General features: G+C 71.9%; 17 protein-coding genes. 11 read left to right on the top strand and 6 right to left on the bottom strand.

The features are described from left to right. Positions 1 to 12 precede the first annotated feature (12 nt). The 3 genes from ACIBTX_RS23380 to ACIBTX_RS23370 form a co-directional block, all read right to left on the bottom strand. Positions 13 to 1254 carry a TIR-like protein FxsC gene (locus ACIBTX_RS23380; protein ID WP_357169774.1) on the bottom strand — a complete coding sequence of 414 codons (1242 nt, stop codon included), beginning with the start codon at positions 1252 to 1254 and terminating at the stop codon, positions 13 to 15. Positions 1255 to 1511: 257 nt separating this feature from the next. Beyond that, positions 1512 to 4151 carry a discoidin domain-containing protein gene (locus ACIBTX_RS23375; protein WP_357169770.1) on the bottom strand — a complete coding sequence of 880 codons (2640 nt, stop codon included), beginning with the start codon at positions 4149 to 4151 and terminating at the stop codon, positions 1512 to 1514. Between the two features lie 308 nt (positions 4152 to 4459). Further along, on the bottom strand, positions 4460 to 5680 hold the full coding sequence (locus ACIBTX_RS23370) for an ROK family transcriptional regulator (protein WP_357398450.1): 1221 nt from the start codon (positions 5678 to 5680) through the stop codon (positions 4460 to 4462). A 237-nt stretch (positions 5681 to 5917) separates the two neighbouring features. On the opposite strand from ACIBTX_RS23370, the gene ACIBTX_RS23365 reads away from it, so the two are divergent. The 10 genes from ACIBTX_RS23365 to ACIBTX_RS23320 all read left to right on the top strand — a co-directional run bounded on the left by ACIBTX_RS23365 (position 5918) and on the right by ACIBTX_RS23320 (position 15838). After that, entirely contained in the window at positions 5918 to 7216 is a 1299-nt protein-coding gene (locus ACIBTX_RS23365; protein ID WP_357118093.1) for a sugar ABC transporter substrate-binding protein, read from the top strand. Between the two features lie 70 nt (positions 7217 to 7286). Continuing rightward, positions 7287 to 8279, top strand: coding sequence for a sugar ABC transporter permease (locus ACIBTX_RS23360; protein ID WP_357118090.1), 993 nt, complete (start codon positions 7287 to 7289; stop codon positions 8277 to 8279). Further along, complete coding sequence (locus tag ACIBTX_RS23355; protein WP_357118087.1) at positions 8272 to 9111, top strand: carbohydrate ABC transporter permease; 840 nt, start codon at positions 8272 to 8274, stop codon at positions 9109 to 9111. The genes ACIBTX_RS23360 and ACIBTX_RS23355 overlap by 8 nt, the downstream gene beginning before the upstream one ends. Before the next feature lie 29 nt (positions 9112 to 9140). Then, positions 9141 to 10505 carry a GH1 family beta-glucosidase gene (locus tag ACIBTX_RS23350; protein ID WP_357118084.1) on the top strand — a complete coding sequence of 455 codons (1365 nt, stop codon included), beginning with the start codon at positions 9141 to 9143 and terminating at the stop codon, positions 10503 to 10505. Positions 10506 to 10703: 198 nt separating this feature from the next. Continuing rightward, entirely contained in the window at positions 10704 to 11201 is a 498-nt protein-coding gene (locus tag ACIBTX_RS23345) for a 2Fe-2S iron-sulfur cluster-binding protein (RefSeq protein WP_357119408.1), read from the top strand. Continuing rightward, positions 11198 to 12181: a xanthine dehydrogenase family protein subunit M gene (locus ACIBTX_RS23340; protein ID WP_357118080.1), complete on the top strand. Its 984-nt coding sequence runs from the start codon at positions 11198 to 11200 to the stop codon at positions 12179 to 12181. The genes ACIBTX_RS23345 and ACIBTX_RS23340 overlap by 4 nt, the downstream gene beginning before the upstream one ends. Further along, positions 12178 to 14268, top strand: coding sequence for a xanthine dehydrogenase family protein molybdopterin-binding subunit (locus tag ACIBTX_RS23335; protein ID WP_396833007.1), 2091 nt, complete (start codon positions 12178 to 12180; stop codon positions 14266 to 14268). Before ACIBTX_RS23340 ends, ACIBTX_RS23335 begins: the two co-directional genes overlap by 4 nt. Before the next feature lie 28 nt (positions 14269 to 14296). Beyond that, the gene (locus tag ACIBTX_RS23330) at positions 14297 to 14662 is read left to right on the top strand and encodes a metalloregulator ArsR/SmtB family transcription factor (RefSeq protein WP_357118074.1); all 366 of its coding nucleotides are present in this window, start codon (positions 14297 to 14299) and stop codon (positions 14660 to 14662) included. Then, positions 14662 to 15300, top strand: a complete 639-nt coding sequence (locus tag ACIBTX_RS23325) for an SRPBCC family protein (protein WP_357118071.1) — start codon at positions 14662 to 14664, stop codon at positions 15298 to 15300. Before ACIBTX_RS23330 ends, ACIBTX_RS23325 begins: the two co-directional genes overlap by 1 nt. A 28-nt stretch (positions 15301 to 15328) precedes the next feature. Next, positions 15329 to 15838 (top strand): NUDIX domain-containing protein, encoded by a 510-nt coding sequence (locus ACIBTX_RS23320; protein ID WP_357118068.1) that lies wholly within the window; start codon positions 15329 to 15331, stop codon positions 15836 to 15838. A gap of 332 nt (positions 15839 to 16170) precedes the next feature. Here the strand turns inward: ACIBTX_RS23320 and ACIBTX_RS23315 are convergent, their stop codons facing one another. From ACIBTX_RS23315 to ACIBTX_RS23305, 3 genes are all read right to left on the bottom strand, one after another. Continuing rightward, a complete protein-coding gene (locus ACIBTX_RS23315) occupies positions 16171 to 18114 on the bottom strand; it encodes an ABC transporter ATP-binding protein (RefSeq protein WP_363660345.1) in 1944 nt (647 codons plus the stop codon). Positions 18115 to 18207: 93 nt separating this feature from the next. Further along, a complete protein-coding gene (locus ACIBTX_RS23310) occupies positions 18208 to 19647 on the bottom strand; it encodes an ATP-binding protein (RefSeq protein WP_357118065.1) in 1440 nt (479 codons plus the stop codon). Next, on the bottom strand, positions 19644 to 21302 hold the full coding sequence (locus ACIBTX_RS23305) for an FAD-dependent oxidoreductase (RefSeq protein ID WP_357118062.1): 1659 nt from the start codon (positions 21300 to 21302) through the stop codon (positions 19644 to 19646). The genes ACIBTX_RS23310 and ACIBTX_RS23305 overlap by 4 nt, the downstream gene beginning before the upstream one ends. Before the next feature lie 146 nt (positions 21303 to 21448). Between ACIBTX_RS23305 and ACIBTX_RS23300 the strand changes: the two genes are divergently transcribed. Further along, positions 21449 to 23701 carry a hypothetical protein gene (locus ACIBTX_RS23300; RefSeq protein ID WP_396833006.1) on the top strand — a complete coding sequence of 751 codons (2253 nt, stop codon included), beginning with the start codon at positions 21449 to 21451 and terminating at the stop codon, positions 23699 to 23701. Positions 23702 to 23705 lie beyond the last annotated feature (4 nt).

Raw genomic sequence — 23705 nt, 5'->3', positions numbered from 1 at the left:
GACGTGTCTCCCCTAGGGACCTTCGAGGATCGGGCGGGTACCGGGGCCGTCGGTGGGCGGCTCCTGGTAGACGGTGCCCGTACGGTAGATCCGGCCCTGTTCGACGACCAGCACGTCCTCCAACTCCTCCTGGAAGCGCGCGCAGGTCGCGATCTCGGTGCGCCACACGTCGCGGGTGCTGTGCAGCACGTGGTACGGGAGCACCCGGGCCAGGGTGTCCCACATCTTGCGGTTGCCACCGGCGGCGGCGTCGTCGGCCGCCGTCCACGGCACCAGCACCGGCGCACGCGGCCCGGTCACCTCGCGGTCGTGACGCATCAGGCTCTGCCGGTAGCGCGGCAGGTCGGCGGACCAGACGTCGACCACCAGCACGACGATCTGGTTGTGCGCCAGCGCCCACTCCCGCACCGCCGCCAACTCCTCGGCGTCCTCCACCGTCCAGCCGTAACTCTTGGTGGTGGCGATGGCCCCGGCCCAGCTGCCGATGGGCACCTCCAACTCGGGCTGGTACGGACGCCAGTCCCGGGAGATCGCGCCGTACCGGTCCTCGGCTCCGGGGCGACTGCCGGCGACCTCGGCGGAGCTGCCGGCGACCAGGACGATGTGCACGTGCCGTGCGCTGGTGGCCCGCTGCACCGCCGTCGTCACGGCGGCGCCGTGGTGCGCCTGCGGCCGTGGCGGCAGGTCGAAGGCGCTCGTCACCTTGGACAGCACCGGGCGCTGCGCGGGCCGCTGGAGCTGGTGGTCCCGGGCGGTCTGCACGATGTGCTTGGCGAGCGCGTCGACGAAGTCCTCGTAGTCGTCCTCGTGCCGTTTGCGCTGCTTGAGGGTGAGCAGGCCGTCCTGCGCGTACGCGGTGCCGGTCGGGAAGTTGCGGTACTGGTAGCCGGCGACCGCCGCGGGCAGCTTGTCGCACGGGATCCACTGGACCGGCACGATCGCGGGTGGACGGACCTTGAACAGCCGCTCGTGCTCGTCGATCCGGTCGGCGAAGACCCGGAACTCCCGACCGCAGTAGTCGCTGACGACGTACCGGGGCGAGGTGAGCGCGATCAGACAGGCGCTGGTGGACAACGCATCGGACAGCGTGTCCGTCCACGTGCTGCCGAGCAGGATCTGCCCGTCGATGAAGCCCGCCTCGTCCCAGCGGACGGCGGCCAGCCCGGCCACCGCGTCACTGAGATCGCCGAAGAACTTCTGGATCTGACCGTTGCGGTTGTCCTCTTGGGCGTAGCTCAGGAAGAAAAGTGGCACGCCCGCCTCCGCTTACGGGTTCCACGACCGGTAGGCACAGTATAAGACCGTCGATGCCAGCCCACCCGAGCCGCGATCATCAGCGCGGGCGCGCGGAGAGTCGTATGCCCGACGCTTTCGGGTGGCCGACGAGGTGGCGTACGCGGAGACGACCGTGGCCGGCCCGGTCTTCGGCGGGACCGGGCCGGCCTCGGCCCTGGGTACGACCCGCGCCGGCCCGGTCAGATGAGTCGACCGGGCCGGCGCGGGCGTCCCGGTCAGGGGTAGTTCGTCAGGTACACCGTCTGGTTGGCGGCGTTCGCGGTGCCACCGGCGTTGTTGATCACCCGGTTGATGGTGCCGACGCCACCGAGCGAGACGGTGACCATGTTGGTGAAGCGCACGTTCGAGTTGACCGGCACCTCGAAGGAGTGCTCCTCGACCACGGCGGGGTTGACGTTGAAGTAGCTGTAGCTGCCCAGCCCGAACGCCTGGTGGCTGGTCACCGAGTCGGCCACCTTGTAGGCGGCGTAGCCCCGGGTGGACCCGTTCATCCAGGCCGCCTGGTTCGGCACGTCGTACGGCAGTTCGTTCTGGTAGAAGTACGTCCGCCCACCGTTGCCGTTCCAGATGGTCTGGTACTTCTGGTAGTGCTCGACGAAGAGGCCGTACATGGTGACGTCGTCGCCGTTGACGGTGAGCCCGGTGTCGGCGGTGTTCAGCGTCCACCCGGTGGGCACGCCCTGGGCGGCGTGGTCGGCCCGCCACAGCCACATGTGGTCACCGATCACGTTGTCGCTGTTGACGGTCAGCGTGTTGGTGGCCTTGCCGACGAGCGGACCGCCGATGCGGAAGAACACGTCGTGCAGCGAGGTCGGGTTGCCGGCGTGGCTCGCCGACGAGCCCGACGGGCCGACCTCCATCAGCACCGGCGAGTTGGTGGTGCCGGCCTCGAACATGATGCCGGCGACCTTCACGCCGTCCACGTCGGCGACGCGCATCCCGACGCTGCCGTTGTCGGCCTGGATGGTGGCCAGGCCGAGGCCGAGGATGACCGTGTCGGCCCGGTTGACCTGGATCGGCTCGGTGACGTGGTGCACGCCCGGGGTGAAGAGCAGGTGCTTGCCCTGGGCGAGGGCGGCGTTGATGGTGGCCGCGCTGGTGCCGGGCTGGACGACGAAGAACTGCGACAGCGAGATCGACGAGCCGGCCGGGGTCTTGTTGTACCAGCTCGTGCCGGTGGAGTTGGTGCGCACCGCGGGCACGAAGACCCGGTACTCGCCGCTGCCCGTCACGTAGAGGAACGGCTTCTCGCGGACCTGCGGGGTCTGCGCGATGACGGTGTGGGACGGGTTGGGGAAGCTCGGCGGCGGAGCGCCGTTGACGCCCTGGAAGACCATGTTCCACACCGAGCCGGTCCAGCCGTTGCCGAACTCGCTGTTACGCGAGTACCACTGCTGCTGCGATCCGGAGACGACCAGGCCGTCGATGCGGGTGTCGGCCAGCAGGCCGCCGCTGGACCAGCCGTCGCCGCCGTTCCAGAGCTGGATCTGGTTCTGCGCGCCGCGCAGGTGCATCCGCCGGTACGGCGCGGCCTGCGACACCGCCCACCGCTCCACGCTGACTCCGGACGGCAGGGTCACCGAGAGGTTCTCCGCGGACCGCCAGAAGTTCTGGGTGGCGTTGCCGCCGAACCAGGTCGCCTCGGCCCGGACGTGACCGTTGAGGTTGACGTCGTCGGGGCTCATGCCGAGGCCGGCGACCTGGGTGAAGAAGCCGAGGTTGACGTCGGCGGTGTAGGTGCCCGGCTTGAACAGCACGGCGTAGCGCTGCACGCCGAACTGGTTGGTCTCCTGCTGGGTGAAGATGGTGTTCAGTCGACTCTGGATCGTCGACGTCGGGGTGCTCGGGTCGAAGACGTACGTGTTCGCGCCGAGGTTGGGGTTGTACGGGTCGGTCGTGCCGACCGGGGGTTCGGTGGTGCCGCCGCCGGTCGTGTTGACCGCCACCTCCCACAGCGAGTAGCCGTAGGCGGTGCCCCGGGCGGTGCCGTACACGCGCAGGTAGCGTCCGGTGCCGGTGACGGTGAGGCTCTGCGTGCCACCGGTTGCCGTGGTGGTGGAGTAGATCGTGGTCCAGGTGGACCCGTCCGCCGAGGTCTGGAGCTGGAAGGCCCGGGCGTACGCGGCCTCCCAGGTCAACGTGACCCGGCAGATGGTGCGGGTGCTGCCCAGGTCGACGCGCAGCCACTGCGGGTCGCTGGCGGCGCTGGCCCAGCGGGTGCCGGTGTTGCCGTCGACGGCCGCCGAGGCGGGGGTGCCGGCGTTCTCGGTGGACGAGGCGGTCACCGGGCTGCCCTGCGCCACGTTGGCGCTGCCGCAGGTGGACGTGTCGCCGCCGGTCTCACCGTAGACCTGGAACTCCCACAGCGAGTAGCCGTAGGCGGTGCCCCGGGCGGTGCCGTACATCCGCACGTACCGGCCGGCGCCGGTCACGGTGAGGTTCTGCGTGCCGCCCGCGCCGGTGGTGGTCGAGTAGATCGTCGTCCAGGTGGCGGCGTCGTCGGAGGTCTGGATCTGGAAGGCGCGGCCGTAGGCGCCCTCCCAGAGCAGGTTGACCTGGCTGATGGTGGCCCGCGCGCCGAGGTCGACCTGGAGCCACTGCGGGTCGCTGAAGGCGCTGGCCCAGCGGGTGCCGGTGTTGCCGTCGACCGCGGCCGAGGCGGGGGTGCCGGCGTTCTCGGTGGACGAGGCGGTCACCGGGCGGCCCTGCGAGAGCAGGGTGGGGGCGGCCTGCGCGGGCGCCGTGGCCACCGCCGGGGTCAGGGCTGCCACCAGGGCCACCGCGACTCCGGTGAGGAGGTGCCGAACGGTCCGCCGCCGGGGACGCGGGCGTACGGATGTAGCACGAGATGTCATGACATCGCCTGTCGATAGGGCGTTACGGACGCCGTGCGGGTGGGGTCGGTCTTCGCCCGTGGTGCCGTGGGTGGTGCCGCCGATGCGACGCCGCGGGGAGAGGAGAGCGCTCTCGTAGGAGTGTTGCGGCGAGATTGCGGCGGCGTCAAGACATCGATCTATAACTTCGTTATTTATCCCGAGAATCAGATTTTGTGTAATTCCACCCCGCCCCCACCCGTCCACCCCCGTCCCCCGGCCCGAGCTGACTCCCGTTGATCAAGAGGTTGGCGTCAGAAACCGCGCCCGGGATGACGCGAACCTCTTGATCAACGGGCGAAGGGGGTCAGGTGGGGGGGGACGCCGCCGGCGGTGAGGAAGCGGGCTATCGGGAGGGTGGCCGCGCCGAGGGCCACCGCGTCGACGCCGAGGCGGCACAGTTCGATCGACGCCTGCTCGTACGGCTGGCGCAGCGCCTGCCGGCCGGCGGCCTCGCGCACGGCCGGCAGCAGGTCGCCCAGCGCCATCGCCGCCCACCCGCCGAGGACCACCCGCTCCGGGTTGAACAGGTTGATCAGGTTGGCCACCCCCGCGCCCAGGTAGCCGGCGGTGTCGTCCAGCACCCGACGGGCGGTGGCCGAGCTGTCGGCGGCGGCGACCAGCGCGGCGAGCTGGGACTCCTCGTCCTCGCCGGGAACGGCGCGTCCCCGACGGGCCTCCCGGTAACGGTCGATGATCGCCTCCGCGCCCACGTACGCCTCGAGGCAGCCGCGTGCGCCGCACCGGCAGGTCCGGCCGCCGTACACCAGGGTGGTGTGCCCCCACTCCCCCGCGCTGCTGGACGCGCCCCGGTAGGTGGCGCCGTTGGTCACCACGGCGGCGCCCACGCCCGACCCGACCAGCGCGAAGACGGCGTGCCGGGCCCCACGCCCGGCGCCGAACCACATCTCGGCCTGCCCGAGGGTCTTCGCGCCGTTGTCGATGTGCAGCGGCAGGTCGGTGCCGGCGCCGATGAGGCGTTCCAGCGGCACCCGGTCCCAGCCGAGGGCCTGGGCGTGCACGACGGCCTCGTCGCCCTGCTCGACCACGCCGGAGACGCCGATGCCGACGCCGAGCACGTCGGCGGTGGCCACGCCGGCCCGGCCGGTCACCACCTCGATGCCGGCCAGCACGTGCCCGGCCACCAGGTCCGGCTCGGTACGCGCCGGGTCGAGCGGGTACTCGACGCTGGCGAGCAGCGTCATCGCGAAATCGAACAGCTCGACCCGGACCCGGGTCTCGCCGACGTCCACGCCGATCACGAAGGCGTACCGGGCGGCGACCCGCAGCAGCATGCTGGGTCGGCCGCCGTCGGACTCGGCGGCCCCGGCCTCGACGACGATGCCCTCGTCGATCAGGTCGGCCACCACGTTGCTCACCGCCGGCTGGCTCAGCCCGGTGCTGCGCACCAGGTCCTGCCGGGTGAGCGGGGCATCGAGGAAGAGCTTCGTCAGCAGGGCGGACCGGTTGCGCAGCCGGACGCTCCGGTTGGTGGCACGCGCCAGCTCCACTCGTCACCTCGTTCCCGTCGGCCGTAGGTGGCGACTGTAACCGCACCGTGCTTGACGACCCACCGGCCAACCACTTTAATGACGACATTCATTAAGCCGTGATGTAACTCCCGGGAAACGCCGAAGGACCTCCGACGGCGCGTCCGGAGAAACCCCGTCCGCAGCCGACCGCCGTCGCCTCACCCCTATCGACGACGACGGTCGGCGGACCCCCACCACGCACCGGAAGGGCTGACCGTGTCGAGACGACACCTCGGGATATTCGCTGCCGCCGTACTGGCCGCCGCATCGCTGACCGCCTGCGGCGGCTCCGGCGACGACTCCGCCTCCTCGCCCAAGACCCTCACCTACTGGGCCAGCAACCAGGGCGCCAGCCTGGAGGCCGACAAGACCACCCTCCAGCCCGAGCTGGACAAGTTCGAGAAGCAGACCGGCATCAAGGTCAACGTCGAGGTGGTCCCCTGGTCGGACCTGCTCAACCGGCTGCTCGCCGCCGCCACCTCGGGCAAGGGCCCGGACGTGGTGAACATCGGCAACACCTGGTCGGCGTCGCTGCAGGCCACCGGCGCGCTCGTCGAGTTCGACGACGCCGCGCTGCAGGCCGTCGGCGGCAAGGACCGGATCGTGCCCGCCGCGCTCGCCGCCGCCGGCGCGCCCGGCAAGCCGCCGGCCGCCGTCCCGCTCTACTCCATGGCGTACAGCCTGTACTACAACAAGAAGATGTTCGCCGACGCGGGCATCACCGCCCCGCCGACGACCTGGGAGCAGGTCGTCGAGTACGGCAAGAAGCTCAGCACCGGTGGCAAGTGGGGCCTCGCGATCGAGGGCGCCAACCCGTCGGAGAACGCCCACCACGCGTTCACCTTCAGCCAGCAGTACGGCGGCGAGTGGTTCGACTCGGCCGGCAAGCCGACCTTCGACACCCCGCAGAACGTCTCGGCCATCAAGCGCTACATCGACTTCATGGCCGCTGACAAGATCACCAACCCGAGCAACGCCGAGTACGCGCAGAACCAGTCGGTCTCGGACTTCGCCAACGGCAAGGCCGCCATGCTGCTGTGGCAGTCCGCCGGCTCGAACCTCAAGACGCAGAACATGGCCGCCGACGCGTACGGCGTGGCCCCGGTGCCGTTCCTGGCCAACCCGCCGGCCGGCGGCAAGAAGGTCAACAGCATGGTGGCCGGCATCAACATGGCCGTCTTCAAGCACACCAAGAACAAGGACGGCGCGCTGAGCTTCGTCAAGTTCATGACCAGCGACGAGGAGCAGACGATCCTCAACAAGACGTACGGCTCGCTGCCGGCCGTGAAGACCGCCGGCGCCGACCCGGCGTTCAGCGCTCCGGAGCAGAAGAGCATCCAGGAGACCCTGGTCACCACCGCGGCCCCGCTGCCGCAGGTGCCCGAGGAGAGCACCTTCGAGACCCTGGTCGGCACCGCGATGAAGGAGTTGTTCGCCGACGCGGCGAGCGGCAAGCCGGTCACCGAGGCATCGGTGAAGGCGAAGCTGACCGACGCGCAGCAGAAGATGCGCTGACCCACGCAGCGCCGGTGGCCGTGGTCGGGCTCGTCGCCTGACCACGGCCACCGCCTCCGAGAGGACCCCGATGGCAACCAGCACCACCGCGCCGGACGCCGACCGGCGCGCACCCCGGGCCGGGTCACCCGCCCGGGGGGCCGCCCGCCGGCCGCGCGGCCCCCGCCGTTCCCCCCTGCCGTACCTGCTGCTCGCGCCGGCCATCGTGCTGGAACTCGCCATCCACGTGATCCCCATGGTGGTCGGGGTCTGGATGAGCATGCTGGAGCTGACCCAGTTCCACATCCGCGACTGGTCCACCGCACCCTTCGTCGGCCTGGAGAACTACCGGGCCACCCTCGATTTCAACAGCGCCGCCGGCAAGGAACTGCTGCACTCGTTCTGGGTGACGCTGGCCTACAGCGTGCTCTCGGTCGGCTTCGCCTGGCTGCTCGGCATCGCGGCGGCCGTCGTGCTGCAGAAGCCGTTCCGTGGGCGGGCCATCCTGCGGGCGCTGTTCCTCACCCCGTACGCGCTGCCGGTCTACGCCGCCGTGATCACCTGGAGCTTCCTGCTGCAGCGCGACACCGGCCTGGTCAACCACGTGCTCGTCGACCAACTCGGGCTGCTGAACGAACGGCCGTTCTGGCTGATCGGCGACAACAGCTTCTGGTCGCTGCTGGTGGTGTCGGTCTGGCGCAACTGGCCGTTCGCCTTCCTCTGCCTGATGGCCGGTCTGCAGAACGTGCCTGGCGAGCTGTACGAGGCCGCCGCGATCGACGGCGCGGGGTTCTGGCGTCGGCTGCGCTCGGTCACCCTGCCCATGCTGCGGCCGGTGAACCTGGTGCTGCTGCTGGTGCTGTTCCTGTGGACGTTCAACGACTTCAACACGCCGTTCGTGCTCTTCGGCGGCTCCGCGCCCGCGCAGGCCGACCTGATCTCCATCCACATCTACCGCAGCTCCTTCAAGACCTGGGACTTCGGGTCGGGCTCGGCGATGTCGGTCGCGCTGCTGCTGTTCCTGCTGGTCGTCTCGGCCGCGTACCTGCTGATCACCAACCGCCGGAGGGACGATCATGCGTGAGACCGCCGGTGAGCGCTGGGGCCGGCGCATCGTGCTGACCCTGCTCACCCTCTTCGTCGTCATCCCGCTCTACGTGATGGTGACCTCCGCGGCGAAGCCGCTGCGGGACGTGCAGAACGGGTTCACCTGGTGGCCCAGCCGGCCCACCCTGCAACCGTTCGTCGACATGTGGAGCACCGTGCCGCTGGCGCGCTACCTGGTGAACAGCCTCGTGGTGTCGAGTCTCGCGGCGGTCTGCTCGGTCGCGATCGCCATCTTCGCCGCGTTCGCGGTCAGCCGGTACCGGTTCCGGGGCCGGGGCGTCTTCACCGTGACGGTGCTGTCCACGCAGATGTTCCCCGGCATCCTGTTCCTGCTGCCGCTGTTCCTCATCTACGTCAACCTGGGCAACGCCACCGGTATCGAGCTGTACGCCAGCCGGACCGGCCTGGTCATCACGTACCTGACCTTCTCGCTGCCGTTCTCGATCTGGATGCTGGTCGGCTACTTCGACTCGATCCCGCGCGGGCTGGACGAGGCGGCGCAGGTCGACGGGGCCGGGCCGTTGCGCACGCTGTTCCAGGTCATCCTGCCGGCCGCCGTGCCCGGCGTGGTCGCGGTGACCGTGTACGCGTTCATGACCGCCTGGGGTGAGGTGCTGTTCGCCTCGGTGATGACCGACGAGGGCAGCCGCACCCTGGCCGTCGGCCTGCAGGGCTACTCGACCCAGTTCAACGTCTACTGGAACCAGATCATGGCCGCGTCGCTGGTGGTCAGCATCCCGGTCGTCGCCGGGTTCCTGGCCCTGCAGCGGTACTTCGTCGCCGGCCTCACCGCCGGCGCCGTCAAGTGATCCACCCGAACCCAGAGGAGAGCCTTCCCGTGCCGGACCTGTCCAAGCTGCCACCCGACTTTCTCTGGGGCGTCGCCACGGCGGCGTACCAGATCGAGGGGGCCGTCGATGTCGACGGCCGGGAGCCGTCCATCTGGGACACCTTCTCGGCGACCCCGGGCAACGTCGACAACGGCGACACCGGGGCGGTGGCCTGCGACCACTACCACCGGTGGCCGGAGGACGTCGGGCTGCTGCGGCAGCTCGGCGTGGACGCGTACCGGTTCTCGGTGGCCTGGCCCCGGGTGATGCCCGCGGGTGTGGGCCGGGTCAACCCCGCCGGGCTGGACTTCTACGACCGGCTCGTCGACACGCTGCTCGCCGACGGGATCCGGCCGTTCGTCACGCTCTACCACTGGGATCTGCCGCAGGCCCTGCAGGACGCCGGCGGTTGGCCGGAGCGCGCCACGGCCGAGGCGTTCGCCGACTACGCGGCGGTTGTGGCCTCTCGCCTGGGCGACCGGGTGGCCGACTGGTGCACGGTCAACGAGCCGCTCTGCGTGTGCTGGATCGGGCATCTGGACGGGAACATGGCCCCCGGCGAGCGGGACCTGACCCGCGCGGTGCGCGCCTCGCACCACGTGCTGCTCGGGCACGGCCTCGCCACCCAGGCGATCCGGGCGAACGCCGCCCGGCCCGCCTCGGTGGGCCTGGTCGTCAACCTCAGCCCGATCGAGCCGGCGACCGACCGGCCCGAGGACGTCGCGGCGGCGCGGCGGGCGGACGGGCACGTCAACCGCTGGTGGCTGGACCCGATCCACGGGCGGGGCTACCCCGCCGACATGGTCGAGACGTACGGGGTCGAGCCGCCGGTACGCGGTGACGACCTCGCGGTGATCGCGACGCCCACCGACTTCCTCGGGGTGAACTACTACTTCCGGCAGTTGGTGGTCGACGACCCGACCGGCCCGGCGCCGTACGCGAAGCAGGTGCCCGTCCCCGGCTCGGTGGAGACCGCGATGGGCTGGGAGATGTACCCGGCAGGGCTGGAGCGGCTGCTCGTCGACGTGCACGAGCAGTACGGACCGGCCCGGATCATCGTCACCGAGAGCGGCTCGGCGTGGCACGACGAGATCACCCCCGACGGCACGGTCGAGGACAAGGAGCGCACCGACCACCTGGAGCAGCACCTGGCGGCGTGCGCGTCGGCGGTGGCCCGGGGCGTGCCGCTGGACGGCTACTTCGTGTGGTCGCTGCTGGACAACTTCGAGTGGGCGTACGGCTACGACAAGCGCTTCGGGCTGGTGCACGTCGACTACGCCACCCAGCGGCGGACGGTGAAGGCGAGCGGTCTGCGCTACGCGGAGTTGATCCGCGCGCATCGGAATCTTGCCCGGGCCACTCCGGTGGCCTGAGACGGGGGCGGGCGGACGGCCGCCCGGGTGGCGCTGCGGCGCGTACCCGGGCGGCCGTCGCCGTTCGCGGGGCGGACGCCCCACGGCGAAGCGCTCTTCGCGTTATTCGCCCGCATTTGTACCCGGGATGGCTAATCTGGGGCGGTGTCCGCAGCAGCAGAGAGACAGACGGTCGTCGACGCGCAGCACGCGTCCCGGGTGGGGTTCGACGTCAACGGCGCCCCACGCGAGGTGACGCTGGACAATCGCACCACCCTGCTCGACACGCTGCGCGAGCATCTCGGCCTCACCGGGGCCAAGAAGGGCTGCGACCACGGCCAGTGCGGCTCCTGCACGGTGCTGCTCGACGGTCGCCGGGTGAAGAGTTGCCTGCTGCTCGCGGTCACCCTGGACGGCCGCTCGGTGGTCACCGTGGAGGGGTTGGCCGACGGGGAGGAACTGTCGCCGTTGCAGGCGGCCTTCATCGCGCACGACGCCTTCCAGTGCGGCTACTGCACCCCCGGGCAGCTCTGCTCGGCGCGCGGGATGCTCGACGAGGTCGAACGGGGCTGGCCCAGCGCGGTCACCGAGGACCTCGCCGCCGCGCCCGACCTCACCGACGCCGAGATCCGCGAGCGGATGGCCGGCAACCTGTGCCGCTGCGCCGCGTACCCGCACATCGTGACGGCCGTCCGCGAGACGGCGGCGGCGCGATGAGGCCGTTCCGCTACCACCGGCCCACCGACGTGGCCGACGCCGTCGCCGTGCTGGCCGCCGAGCCGCAGGCGGCGTACCTCGCCGGCGGCACCAACCTGGTGGACCTCATGAAACTCGGGGTACAGCGCCCCGACGTGCTGGTGGACGTGAACCGGCTGCCCCTGGACACCGTCGAGGAACTGCCCGACGGCGGACTGCGGATCGGCGCGACGGTGCGCAACAGCGACCTGGCCGCGCACCCGGCGGTCCGCCGCGACTACCCGGTGCTGACCCGCGCCCTGCTCGCCGCCGCCTCCGGGCAACTGCGCAACATGGCCACCACGGGCGGCAACCTGTTGCAGCGCACCCGTTGCCCGTACTTCCAGGACACCGGCAAGGCGTGCAACAAGCGCGAGCCGGGCAGCGGATGCGCCGCCCTGCACGGCGAGAACCGCGACCTCGCGGTGCTGGACTGGTCCGAGCAGTGCGTGGCCACCCACCCGTCGGACCTGGCCGTCGCCCTCGCCGCGCTGGACGCCGTGGTGGAGGTGCACGACACCGACGGTGTCCGGGACGTCCCCATGGTCGACCTGCACCGCTCGCCCGGCGCCCATCCGGAACGGGAGACCACCCTGGCCCGGGGCGCGCTGATCACGGCCGTACGGCTGCCGGCGCTGCCGGCCGCGCGCCACTCGACGTACCTCAAGGCACGAGACCGGGCGTCGTTCGCCTTCGCGGCCGGCTCGGTGGCCGCGGTGCTGGACCTCGACGGCGGCGTCGTCCGCGACGTGCGGCTGGCCTACGGGGCGTTGGCCCACCGGCCGTGGCGCGCGTACCGGGCCGAGCAGGAGCTGCGCGGCCAGCCGTTCAGCCCGGAACTGGCGGCGCGGGCCGCCGACGCGGAGCTGGCCGAGGCCCGCCCGCTGAGCGACAACGGCTTCAAGCTGCCGCTGACCCGGTCCATCACCGTACGGGTGCTCAGCGAACTGGCGGCGTCGTGAGCACCGGGGCGATCGGTCAGGCGCACCCCCGGCTGGAGGGCCGGGAGAAGGTCACCGGCGCGGCGCGGTACGCGGTGGAGTACCCGGTCGACGGCGTAGCCTACGGCTGGGTGGTGCCCGCGACGGTGGTGCGCGGTCGGATCACCCGGATCGACACCACCGAGGCGCTGGCCTCGCCCGGCGTGCTGGCCGTCGTGCATCACGGCAACGCGCCGCGGCTGGCGACCATGGTGGAGCCGGACCTGTGGCTGCTTCAGGACCCGGCCGTGCACTACCGGGGGCAGTACGTCGCGGTGGTGGTGGCCTTGAGCCTGGAGGCGGCCCGCGAGGGCGCCCGGCTGGTGCGCGTCGAGTACGACACGGGCCCGCACAGCACCGTGCTCACCGACGACCACCCCGGTCTGTACAAGCCGGACGAGGTCAATCCCCACTACCCGACCGACACGGCCGAGGGGGACTTCGACGCGGGGTACGCGGCCGCGCCGGTCCGGGTGGACGCTACCTACCGGACCCCGGCCTACCACAACAACCCGATGGAGCCGCACGCCACCACGGCGCAGTGGACCGGCGGGCGGCTGCTCGTGCACGACTCCAACCAGGGCGCGTCATCGGTGCGGGCCACCCTCAGCGAGCTGTTCGGCCTGCCCAGCGAGTCGGTCCGGGTGATCGCCGAGCACGTCGGCGGGGGCTTCGGCAGCAAGGGGTACGCCAAGGCCGCCGTGGTGTTGACCGTCCTGGCCGCCCGACACGTGGACCGGCCGGTGAAACTGGCGCTGACCCGCCAGCAGATCTTCGGGCCGATCGGCTACCGCACGCCCACCATCCAGCGGGTCCGCCTCGCCGCCGACACGGATGGGCGACTCACCGCGATCAGCCACGACGCGATCAGCCAGACCTCGATGATCCGCGAGTTCGCCGAGCAGACCGCCGTCTACACCCGCAGCATGTACGCCGCGCCGCACCGCCGTACGACGCATCGACTGACCCGCCTCGACGTGCCCACCCCGTTCTGGATGCGGGCGCCGGGCGAGTGCCCCGGCGCGTACGCGCTGGAGTCGGCGATGGACGAGCTGGCCGTGGCCGTCGGCATCGACCCGGTGGAGCTGCGCATCCGCAACGACCCCGAGGTCGACCCCGACCAGGGGAAACCGTTCACCAGTCGGAATCTGGTGGCCTGCCTACGCGAGGGTGCGCGGCGGTTCGGCTGGGCCGACCGGAATCCGACGCCCCGGTCCCGGCGCGAGGGACGCTTCCTGGTCGGCTCCGGCGTGGCCGGCTCGGCCTACCCGACACGGTCGCGCCCGTCCTCGGCGCGGGTCACCGCCCGTCCGGACGGCGGCTTCCTGGTCCAGATCAACGCCACCGACATCGGCACCGGGGCGCGTACGGCGCTCTGGCTGGTCGCCGCCGACGCCCTGGGGGTGCCGCCCGAACGGATCGAGATCAGGATCGGTGACAGCGACCTGCCCACGGCCCCGTTGGCCGGTGGCTCGATGGGCACCTCCAGTTGGAGCTGGGCGGTGATCCGGGCGTGTGCGGCGCTGCGCGCCAAGGTGCCCGACGGCAGACCGCCGGACGCCGAGGTGACCGCCGAGGCGGACACCACCGACGAGATCGGCGAGCAGGCCGCACTCCCCCGGTACGCGTACGGGGCGCAGTTCGTCGAGGTCCGGGTGGACACCACCACCGGCGAGATCCGGCTCAACCGGATGCTCGGCGTGTTCGCGGCCGGCCGGATCGTCAACCCGACGACGGCGCGCAGCCAACTCATCGGGGGCATGACGATGGGCCTGTCGATGGCGCTGCACGAGGGGGGCCTACTCGATGAGCGGTACGGCGACTGGGTCAACCACGACCTGGCCACCTACCACATCACGGCCTGCCCGGACGTGGAGTCGATCGAGGCGTACTGGGTGGACGAGCACGACGACGAGCTGAACCTCGCCGGGGTGAAGGGCATCGGGGAGATCGGCATCGTGGGCGCGGCGGCGGCGGTCGCCAACGCGGTGTACCACGCCACCGGGGTGCGCATTCGTGACCTGCCGATCCAACTCGACAAGCTCGTCGGAGTATCAGAGCTGGCTTAAATAAGTCAGGAGTGATACAACTGTCGCCGTGCACGCCTTCGACGTGCTGGGCGATCCGGTCCGGCGCCGCATCCTGGAACTGCTCGCCGACGGCGAGCAGAGCGCCGGCGCGGTGAACGCGGTCATCCGCGACGAGTTCGGCATCTCCCAGCCCGCCGTGTCCCAGCACCTCAAGGTGTTGCGGGACAACGGCTTCGCCACCGTGCGTCCGGACGGCGCCCGGCGGCTCTACGCGGTCGACCCGCGCCCGTTGCGCGAGGTGGACGGCTGGCTGGAGCACTTCCGCCGCTTCTGGGCGCCACCCCTGGCGGCGCTCGCCACCGAGCTGGCCCGGGGCCGACGCGAGCGGCGCCTACGCGGGCCCGCCGACCCACCCGACGAGAGGAACACCTGATGTTCGACGCCACCGAGCAGATCAACGCCGTCCAGCGACAGGTCGGCAGCCGCACGCTGGCCGCCGGCGAGGCCCGGGTGACCACGATCAGCCAGACCTACCAGGCGACGGCCGAGGACCTGTGGGACGCCTGCACCAACGCCGAGCGCATCCCCCGCTGGTTCCTGCCGATCAGCGGCGACCTGCGGCTGCACGGCACGTACCAGCTCGAGGGCAACGCGCACGGCACCGTCGAGACCTGCGAGCCCCCGCACCGCTTCACCGCCACCTGGGAGATGGGCGGCGAGGTGAGCTGGATCGAGGTGCGGGTCACGCCGGTGGGCGACGATCAGGCCCGCCTGGACCTGGACCACATCGCGCACGTCGACCAGGACCGGTGGGCCCAGTTCGGACCGGGGGCCGTCGGCGTCGGCTGGGACCTGGGCCTGCTCGGCCTCGCCACGTACCTCTCCGGCGGCGTCGGCGTGCGACCCGAGGACAGCGCCGAGTGGGTCGCCTCCGCCCAGGGTCGACGGGCCATGGAGCTGAGCAGCCACCTGTGGGGCGAGGCAAGCATCGCCGCCGGCACCGACCCCGACGAGGCCAAGGCCGCCGCCGAACGCACCACCGCCTTCTACACCGGCACGCCAATCGAATGAGCGCGGCCGGCGGGTAACGTGCTGCGGCATGACCGGTACGCCGTACTCGCACTGCTCCTACTGCGGCGCCGCCTACCCCGCGGCGGCCGGCTGGCCGCGGGTCTGCGCGGCCTGCGGCGAGACCGTCTGGCGCAACCCTTTGCCCGTCGCGGTGGCGGTGCTCCCGGTCCGCACGGCCGAGGGCCTCGGCGTGGTGGTCGTCCGCCGGGCCATCGAGCCGGCCCGCGGGCTGCTCGCGCTGCCCGGCGGTTTCATCGAGTACGGCGAGGAGTGGTCCGACGCGCTGGTGCGTGAACTGTGGGAGGAGACCGGGCTGGTCGCGGACGCCGCCGACGCCCGGCTCCTCGCCGTACGGGGCGCACCACAGGGCGGCACCATGATGATCTTCGGGATGCTGCCGGAGCGGGACGCCGAGGATCTGCCGCCGTCGCGGCCCACCGAGGAGGCGACCGAGTGGTTGGTCCTCACCGACCCGGTCCAGTTGGCGTTCTCCACCCACACCCGCGTCCTGGCCGACGTCCTCACCAACCAGGCCTGACCACGACCCCCGGGCCCGGCCCCCGCCGCGATGATCCACTCGGGTTCGGTGATGTCGGGCCGTACTCAGCGGCGAGACGCCCCGGGTTCCTTGAACCCGAGTGGATCAAGCCCGAGCCGAGGCTCACCCCGACCCCCGCCGCGCCGCGGCTCCCACAGAACCGCCAGCCCAGCCCAGCCCACCCACCCACCCACCCACCCCGCCGGCCGGCCGGCCGGCGATCTTGCACTTTATGCGGCGACATAGGGCGCATCCCCACCGAATTCAACAACCGAAAGTGCAAGATCGCGGGGGCGACGGGCGGGGCAGGGGCGGCGGGCGGCGGGCGGGGGTCAGGGGCGGTGGGCTTCGCTGGTGTGGGCGCGGTAGCCGCTGGCCTGTAGCTCGAACAGCTCGCGGTAGAGGCCCCCGGCCGCCATCAGCTCGTCGTGGTTGCCCTGCTGTACGAGACGGCCCTGATCCATGACGAAGATCCGGTCGGCGTGCCGGACGTTGGCCAGCCGGTGGGTGATCAGGACGACCGCCCGGTCGGGCCGGCGACGCAGGTGCTGGAACAGGGCGTGTTCGGCGCGGGCGTCCAGAGCCGCCGACGGCTCGTCGCAGATCAGCAGGGCGGCGTCCCGGTAGAGGCCACGCGCGGCGACCAGCCGCTGCCACTGTCCGCCGGACAGCTCGTGGCCGTTCTTGAACTCCCGGTCGAGCAGGGTGTCGTAGCCGTGCGGCAGGCCCTCGATCATGTCGTGGGCGGCGGCCGCGTCGGCCGCCTCCCGCACGGTGGGGCCGGGCCGCTCGGGCGTACGGTCGTGCCGGCCCACCCTGATGTTCTGACCGGCCGTGAACGGGAACTTCCAGTACTCCTGCGTCATCACCGCGACCTGTGCGCCGAGCGCGCGCGGATCCAGCTCGGCGGCGTCGACGCCGTCCCAGCGGATCGTCCCGCCGGTCGGCTGGTAGAGACCGGCGATCAGCTTGGCGAGGGTGGTCTTGCCGGAGCCGTTCTCACCGACCAGCGCGATCACCTCGCCGCGCCGGATCGTCAGACTGACCCGGTCGACCGCAGGGGCGTCGGTGTCGGGGTAACGCAGGCTCACCTCGTGCAGGTCGATCGCCTCGACGCCGTCGGCCGTCCGGCTGCCGCCGACGGGCACCCGGCCCTGCGCCCGGGTGAGGAAGTCCCGGTAGTCCTGGTAGTAGAGGGCGTCCTCGTACAGCGAGTTGGTGGCGACGACCGCGACGCCCAGGCTGGTCCGGGCGGACTGGAGGGCGAGCAGGGCGGTGGCCGCGGCGGCGAGGGCGACCATGCCGGCGAGCAGCAGGCCACCGAGCACCGCGTACACGCCGAAGGTGGCCAGGCCCGCCACGGTGGCGCCGGCGACACGGGTGCCGGTCTGCGAGCGGACCAGCCGCAGTTGGGCGCGGGTCTCGACGGCCATCACACCCCGGTACTCGGCGAGCAGGAACTCGCGCATCTGATAGGCGCGCACCTCGGCGGCGGTGTGCCGGTTGGCCATCAGGTGGGCGAGCATCCACATCCGCCGCCGTCGGGTGATCCGGGCGAGCATCGCCAGGTACTCCCGGCGGGCCATCCGCACGGCCGTGATCGCCTGGGGCACCGCAGCGAGCAGCAGGCACGGCAGCAGCAGCGGCTGGATGACGGTCACCGCGACGGCGGTGGCGAGCATCCCGACGACGCCGGTGACCAGGTTGACGGTGTGGTCGACGATCCACGCCGCCTCGCCCATTCCCCGGTCGCGGACGCGGTCCATCTCCTCGGCGAACCCGGCGTCGTCGAACGCGGCCAGGTCCACCGCCGTGGTGGCCTCGAACAGCCGCAGCTCCACCTGGTAGTTGATCTGTGGGGTGAGCCGGGCCTGGGCCCAACCGGCGGCGATCGTCAGGCCGCCGCGCGCCGAGATCGCCGTCGCGGCCACGATCAGCGCCGGCAGGGCGGCGCGCACCCGGTCCGGGGTGGGCCCGGCGGCGAAGAGTTCCCGCAGTACGCCGGTCGTGGCGAGCAGGCCGAAGGTGGTCATCACCCCGGCGGCGACGTTCAGGCCGATGGAGGCGACCGTGTCCGTGCGGTTGGTGGCCCAGGCCAGGGCTACCGCCTCACGGACCAGCCTCGGCAGCCGGCGGGCCACCGCCCAGAAGCTGGTGTGCGCGAAGGTGTGCGCGTGGTGCATCCAGACGGCGTCCTCCAGCTCCGGCAGCACGGAGCTGTCGTCGGGGGGATCGATCGGCTGGTCATCGTGGGTCGCGGTACGCGGGCGGGCCATCGAGTCCACGGAAGCTCCTCGGGGGGCGGGAAGCACGGACGCCGCCCGAGACTACTGCCCGCAACCGCTCGATGTCTCTAGGTAGTCGGCGTGTCAGGGCAACGCGGCCACGTCCTCGGTGATCGGCAGCAGGACCCGGAAGGTGGTGTGCCCCGGCTCGGTCTCCACCCGGATGTCGCCGTGGTGCTTGTTGACCACGATCCGGTACGAGATGTCCAGTCCCAGTCCGGTGCCCGCCCCGACCGGCTTCGTGGTGAAGAACGGCTCGAAGATGCGCGGGCGCACCTCCGGCGGGATACCGGGACCGGTGTCGGTGATCTCCACCGCCAACAGGTCGCCGACCCGTCCGGTGCGGACGGTCAGCACGCCCTTCTCCCCCATCGCGCCCAGCGCGTTGTCGACGAGGTTGGTCCACACCTGGTTCAGCTCCGCCGCGTACGCCGGGATCGGCGGCAGGCTCCGGTCGTACTCGCGGACGAGTTTGACCTCCGCCGGAATCTTGCCCTTGAACATGACGAGCGTCGCGTCCAGCAGATCGTGCACGTCCACGACCCGGTGCGGCGCGCGATCGAGCTGGGAGTACTGCTTGGCCGCGCCCACCAGACCCGAGATCCGGGTCACCGCGTCGCCGATCTCGCGCATCAACAGTTCGGTGTCGACCGTGTACGACAGCCACCGCACCGCGGCCTCCAGGTCCGCCGGCCCGACGGCCGCCTTCACCTGGGCGAGCCACGCCGCGTCCAGGCCCCCGGCGACCAGGATCGGCGCCAGGTCCCACGCGCCACCCACACCGTGGTCCTCCAGCCAGTCGGTGAGGATGTCCTCGGCGTCGGCGGTGGCGACCGGGGTCAGCTTCGGCGCGGTCGCCACCCGGGCCACCGCCTCCTCCTGCAACGCGACCAGCCCGTGCAGCGCCCGCCCGTCGAGCCGCCCGTCGGCGATCATCGCGAGCTTGTGCCGCATCCCCGCGACCCGGTCCCGCAACACCGACGTGGCCCGCACCGCCGCGGCGGCCGGATTGTTCAGCTCGTGGGTCAGCCCCGCCGAGAGCGAGCCGAGCGCCAGCAGCCGCTCCCGCTCGCCCACGATGGTCTGGCTGTCCCTCATGCCGAAGAACAGCCCCTCCAACAGGTGCATCGGCATCGGGAACCAGGACCGCAGGGCGTGCGCGAAGTCCTCCGCCGGCAGCACGAAGAAGTCGGCGTCGACGAGCGCGCGCAGGCTGTTGCGGTACGTCTGCTCGACCTGGTCGCCCAGGTACGCCTGGGTGGCCCCGCCGTACACGCCGCGCTGGTCGGTGCGGCTGACCTCGACGTCGTCGCCACGGACCTGCCGGCTCAGCGCCACCGCACCGCGCAGCAGCACGAAGAAGCAGGTGGCGGCCTCGCCCTCGCCGTACACGAGGGTGCCGCCGGCGCGCTGCTCCACGCGGCCGTGCTCGCTCAGCCAGTCGAGCTGCGCGTCGTCGAGGGCCTCGAACAGGAACAGCTCACGTAGCTGTGCCGGGGTCAGCCGATCGGACTGGCTGGTCATTGGGCCTCCAGGTAGCGGTGCACGAGCGACACGGCCATCGCGCCCTCGCCGACTGCCGAGGCGACCCGCTTGACCGACTCGGCGCGGACGTCACCGGCGGCGAAGACCCCCGGCAGGCTGGTCTCCAGGTGGTACGGGTCGCGGGACAACGACCAGCCGGCCGGGCGTCGCCCACCGGCCAGCAGATCCGGGCCGGTGACGATGAAGCCCCGACCGTCCCGCACGAGCACGCCGTCCAGCCAGTCGGTGCGGGGTTCGGCGCCGATGAAGATGAACAACCAGGAGGTGTCGACCGTGCGACTCTCCCCGGTGCGGGTGTCGCAGAGGGTGAGCCGTTCCAGGTGGTCGTCGCCGGCCGCGCCGACCACGGCGGTGTGCGGGTGCACGGTGATCCGGTCGATGCGCGCCAACTGGTCGATGAGGTAGCTCGACATCGAGGCCGTCAGGTCCGCGCCGCGGATCAGCAGGTGGACGCGCGCGGCGTACCGGGAGAAGTGCACCGCCGCCTGGCCGGCCGAGTTGGCCCCGCCCACGATGTAGACGTCCTGGTCGACGCAGCTCGGCGCCTCGGTGGCGGCCGCGCCGTAGAACACCCCCCGACCGGTGAAGTCGGCCAGCCCGGGAGCGTCGAGCACCCGGTACGACACGCCGGTCGCCAACACCACCGTGTGCGCGGCGATCTCGCTGCCGTCGCCGAAGCGCAGCAGCCGCGCGCCGCCGGCCTCGCTCAGGCCGACCACCTCGCGGGCACTGAGCAGCTCCGCGCCGAACTTCACCGCCTGCCGGCGGGCCCGGTCGGTCAACTGCGCGCCGGAGACGCCGTCCGGGAAGCCCAGGTAGTTCTCGATCCGGCTGCTCTGCCCGGCCTGCCCGCCGGTCGCCCGCCGCTCGACGAGCACGGTCCGCAGCCCCTCGGACGCGCCGTACACGGCCGAGCCCAGGCCCGCCGGGCCGCCGCCGATCACCACGAGGTCGTAGAAGTCGGACGCGGGCACCACGGTCAGCCCGGCCAACGCGGCCAGCTCGGCCTCGCTGGGGGCCACCAGCGCCTTGCCCTCGGCGGTCACCACCAGGGGTACGTCCGCCTCGGTGGCCCCGGCCGCGTCGAGCAGTCGGGCGCCCTCCGGGTCGTCCGAGAGCAACCAGCGGTACGGCACGAGGTTGCGGGCCAGGAAGTCACGGATCTTGAACGACGGCGCCGACCAGCGGTGCCCGACCACGCGGATCTCGGCGCTCGTGGCGTCCGGGGTCACCGACCAGGCCTCCAGGAGCCCGTCGACGACCGGGTACAGCTTCTCCTCCGGCGGGTGCCACGGCTTGAGCAGGTAGTGGTCCAGGTCCACCACGTTGATCGCCTCGATCGCGGCGTCGGTGTCCGCGTACGCGGTGAGCAGCACCCGGCGGGCCGCCGGGAAGATGTCCATGGCGGCCTCGAGGAACTCGACGCCGGTCATCTCCGGCATCCGGTGGTCGGCCAGCAGCAGCGCCACCTGCTCGCCGCGTAACTTGACCTCCCGCAGCGCGTCCAACGCCTCCGGTCCGGAGGCGGCGCGCAGCACCCGGTAGCGGTCGCCGTAGCGGCGCCGGATGTCCCGGGCCACCGCCCGGGACACCGCGGGATCGTCGTCGACGGTCAGGATCACCGGGTTTGCCATGGCGCCAATAGAACCACCTCGCCGGGCCGCTCCGCACCACCGGTGGGCAGCGCCGCGAGGCGTGATCCGGCGCGGGGCGGGTAAGCGGCACCGCCGCGGGCGGCCGGCGCCGCGTCCCGCCGGCTGTCACACACCTCGGGGGGCCCATGGCGGACGCGTCGCCGACCGGACCGGAGACGGGTCGGATCGTGGAGCTGCGGGTGCACGGCGTCTCGGGGGCGGGCGCTGACCGGGTGCTCAACCGGCCGTTCGTGCACCAGGTGGCCGGCGACCGCAGCGGCGGGTTCTACCGCCCCCGTCCGGGCTACCCGGACTCGACCGGCACGGACGGGGTGACGCTGGAGGCGTACCGCTGGAACGACCTGCCCTCCGGCACGGCCGTACGGACGCTGTCGCTGGTGTTCCTGTTGCCGTTCATGCTCTGCAACGTGGCGCTCTGGATGCGCCCCGCCAACGATTCGGCGAAGCACGCCCTCGTCGCGTTGGGTCGGGTGCTCGCACTCACCCTCACGATGCTCTACGTGCTCACCATCGTCGGGGTGGCGGTGGACCTCGTCGCCTGGCGGTGCATGGGCACGCCGAGCTGCCTGGACGGACGCAACTGGCTGTCCTGGCTCGGCGGGCGTTCGCCCGGCGTACGCCTGGGCGTGCTGGCCCTGGTGCCGGTCGCCGCCATCGGGATCGTGTGGCGGCTGTCCGCTCGGCCGAGCCACTCGTTCGACGCCTTCCGCACCGGGGCGGTCCAGGAGACGTCCGTGTCGCAGTTGAGCGCGGTCGGCCAGTGGGACGGCACGCCGGTGGTGGGACGGCTGCGCTCCGTGCACGTCGCGGCCGCGTTCGCCACGCTGGACGGCAGCCTGCTGGCCGCCTGGGACAGCGAGAACTCCTCGTGGGTGCGGGTGGCGCTGGCGGTGGCTACGGGCGTCGTGCTGCTCGCCTGCCTGGTCCTGCTGACCCAGGTGAGCGGCATGGACCGAACCAGCTTCGTGCCCGGGCTGGAGAGCGTCACGCGCGGGCTCCGTACGATCGCCTGTGGCCTGACGATCCTGGTGATCGCGTACACCCTGGCCAGTGGCGAGCCCTGGCCGCACAGCGAGATGCTGCCCGGGTACAGCGCCACCGTGGCCTGGTTGTTCGTCAGCCAGACCTTCCTGCTGGTCATCCTCGCGGCGACGGCGCTCTGGGCGCGCGGCGGCGGACGGCGTGCCGACGGACAACGGCTCCCGCGGCTGCGCGCGCTGGGCGCGCCGGTCTTCGTCACGGTCGCCGCCGGACTCGCGGTCGCGTTCTCCGCCGAGTTGGTCTACCGCGTGGCGGACGTGTTGGACCGCGACGGGCGGCACGTCAGCCGGTTCGCGTTCGGCCCGCCGCTGGCGTACAAATGGGCGATCTTCGGGTTTTTCCTGGCGGTGGCCGCGGCGGTGCTGGTGGGCGTGCTGGTCACCGTCGCGACCCGTGCCAGCCGGTGGCGGGCCGCGCGGGCGATCGTGGCCGCCGACTACCCGGACGCGCCGCCGGAGGCGGCGACGCGGCTGCGACGGGTCGAGCAGGCGGTCGCCCGGGCCCGGTTCACCGAACGCGTGGAACCCCTCGCCGTGGTCTACGCCGCATTCGCCGCGATTGGGCTGGCCACCAGCCTGCTCGGCCTGTTGCAGCTCTATCCCGGCGACCTGTTCCAGGCGTACCTCGGTGTGCCCGACAGCTTCGTCAACTTTTTCATCGGGGCGGGCAACTACGCGATCGCCGCGATCCTGATCGGGCTCGTGATCGGTGGGTTCTTCGCCTACCGGACGGCCGGGTTCCGCCGGTACGTGGGCGTCCTGTGGGACCTGGGCACCTTCTGGCCCCGGGGAGCACATCCCTTCGCGCCACCCTGTTACGCGGAGCGGGCGGTGCCCGAGTTGGCCAAGCGGATCACCTACCTCGTGGACCAGGGCGAGGGCGTCCTGCTGGCGGGGCACAGTCACGGATCGGTGCTGCTCACGGCCACGCTGCTGCAACTGCCAGGGCGGGTCACCGACCGGGTCGCCCTGCTGACCTACGGGTCACCGCTGAGTCGGCTGTACTCGCGGCTGTTCCCCGCCTACGTCAACCCGGGGTCGCTCCGGGACATCGGCGGGCGCATCGGCTGGCGCTGGGTCAACCTGTGGCGCGACACCGACCCGATCGGTGGGTGGATCTTCGCCCCGCACCGGTGCGGGGACACCGGGCCGTCGACCGGGCCGGAGGCGGCGGTGGACCGCCGGTTGACCGACCCGCAGGGGCTCGTGCCCCCGCCCAGCGACAGCGTGCCGCCACCCATCCTCGCTCACCTGCCGTGCGAGTCGCAGGAGGAGTTCGGGCAGGCGGTACGGGACCTGACCGCGCGGCTGCGTGCCGAGCGCCGGACGGGAGACTGAGGCG

Source organism: Micromonospora sp. NPDC049359 (assembly GCF_044466585.1).
Taxonomy (GTDB): Bacteria; Actinomycetota; Actinomycetes; order Mycobacteriales; family Micromonosporaceae; genus Micromonospora.
This window is presented reverse-complemented; position numbering and strand designations above follow the sequence as displayed.

Bases quoted from the DNA above. Each gene is read 5' to 3' on its own strand.
- ACIBTX_RS23300 (WP_396833006.1), top strand. From the start codon at position 21,449: ATGGCGGACGCGTCGCCGACCGGACCGGAGACGGGTCGGATCGTGGAG.
- ACIBTX_RS23325 (WP_357118071.1), top strand. From the start codon at position 14,662: ATGTTCGACGCCACCGAGCAGATCAACGCCGTCCAGCGACAGGTCGGC.
- ACIBTX_RS23355 (WP_357118087.1), top strand. From the start codon at position 8,272: ATGCGTGAGACCGCCGGTGAGCGCTGGGGCCGGCGCATCGTGCTGACC.
- ACIBTX_RS23375 (WP_357169770.1), bottom strand. From the start codon at position 4,151: ATGACATCTCGTGCTACATCCGTACGCCCGCGTCCCCGGCGGCGGACC.
- ACIBTX_RS23360 (WP_357118090.1), top strand. From the start codon at position 7,287: ATGGCAACCAGCACCACCGCGCCGGACGCCGACCGGCGCGCACCCCGG.
- ACIBTX_RS23315 (WP_363660345.1), bottom strand. From the start codon at position 18,114: ATGGCCCGCCCGCGTACCGCGACCCACGATGACCAGCCGATCGATCCC.
- ACIBTX_RS23320 (WP_357118068.1), top strand. From the start codon at position 15,329: ATGACCGGTACGCCGTACTCGCACTGCTCCTACTGCGGCGCCGCCTAC.
- ACIBTX_RS23305 (WP_357118062.1), bottom strand. From the start codon at position 21,302: ATGGCAAACCCGGTGATCCTGACCGTCGACGACGATCCCGCGGTGTCC.
- ACIBTX_RS23340 (WP_357118080.1), top strand. From the start codon at position 11,198: ATGAGGCCGTTCCGCTACCACCGGCCCACCGACGTGGCCGACGCCGTC.
- ACIBTX_RS23310 (WP_357118065.1), bottom strand. From the start codon at position 19,647: ATGACCAGCCAGTCCGATCGGCTGACCCCGGCACAGCTACGTGAGCTG.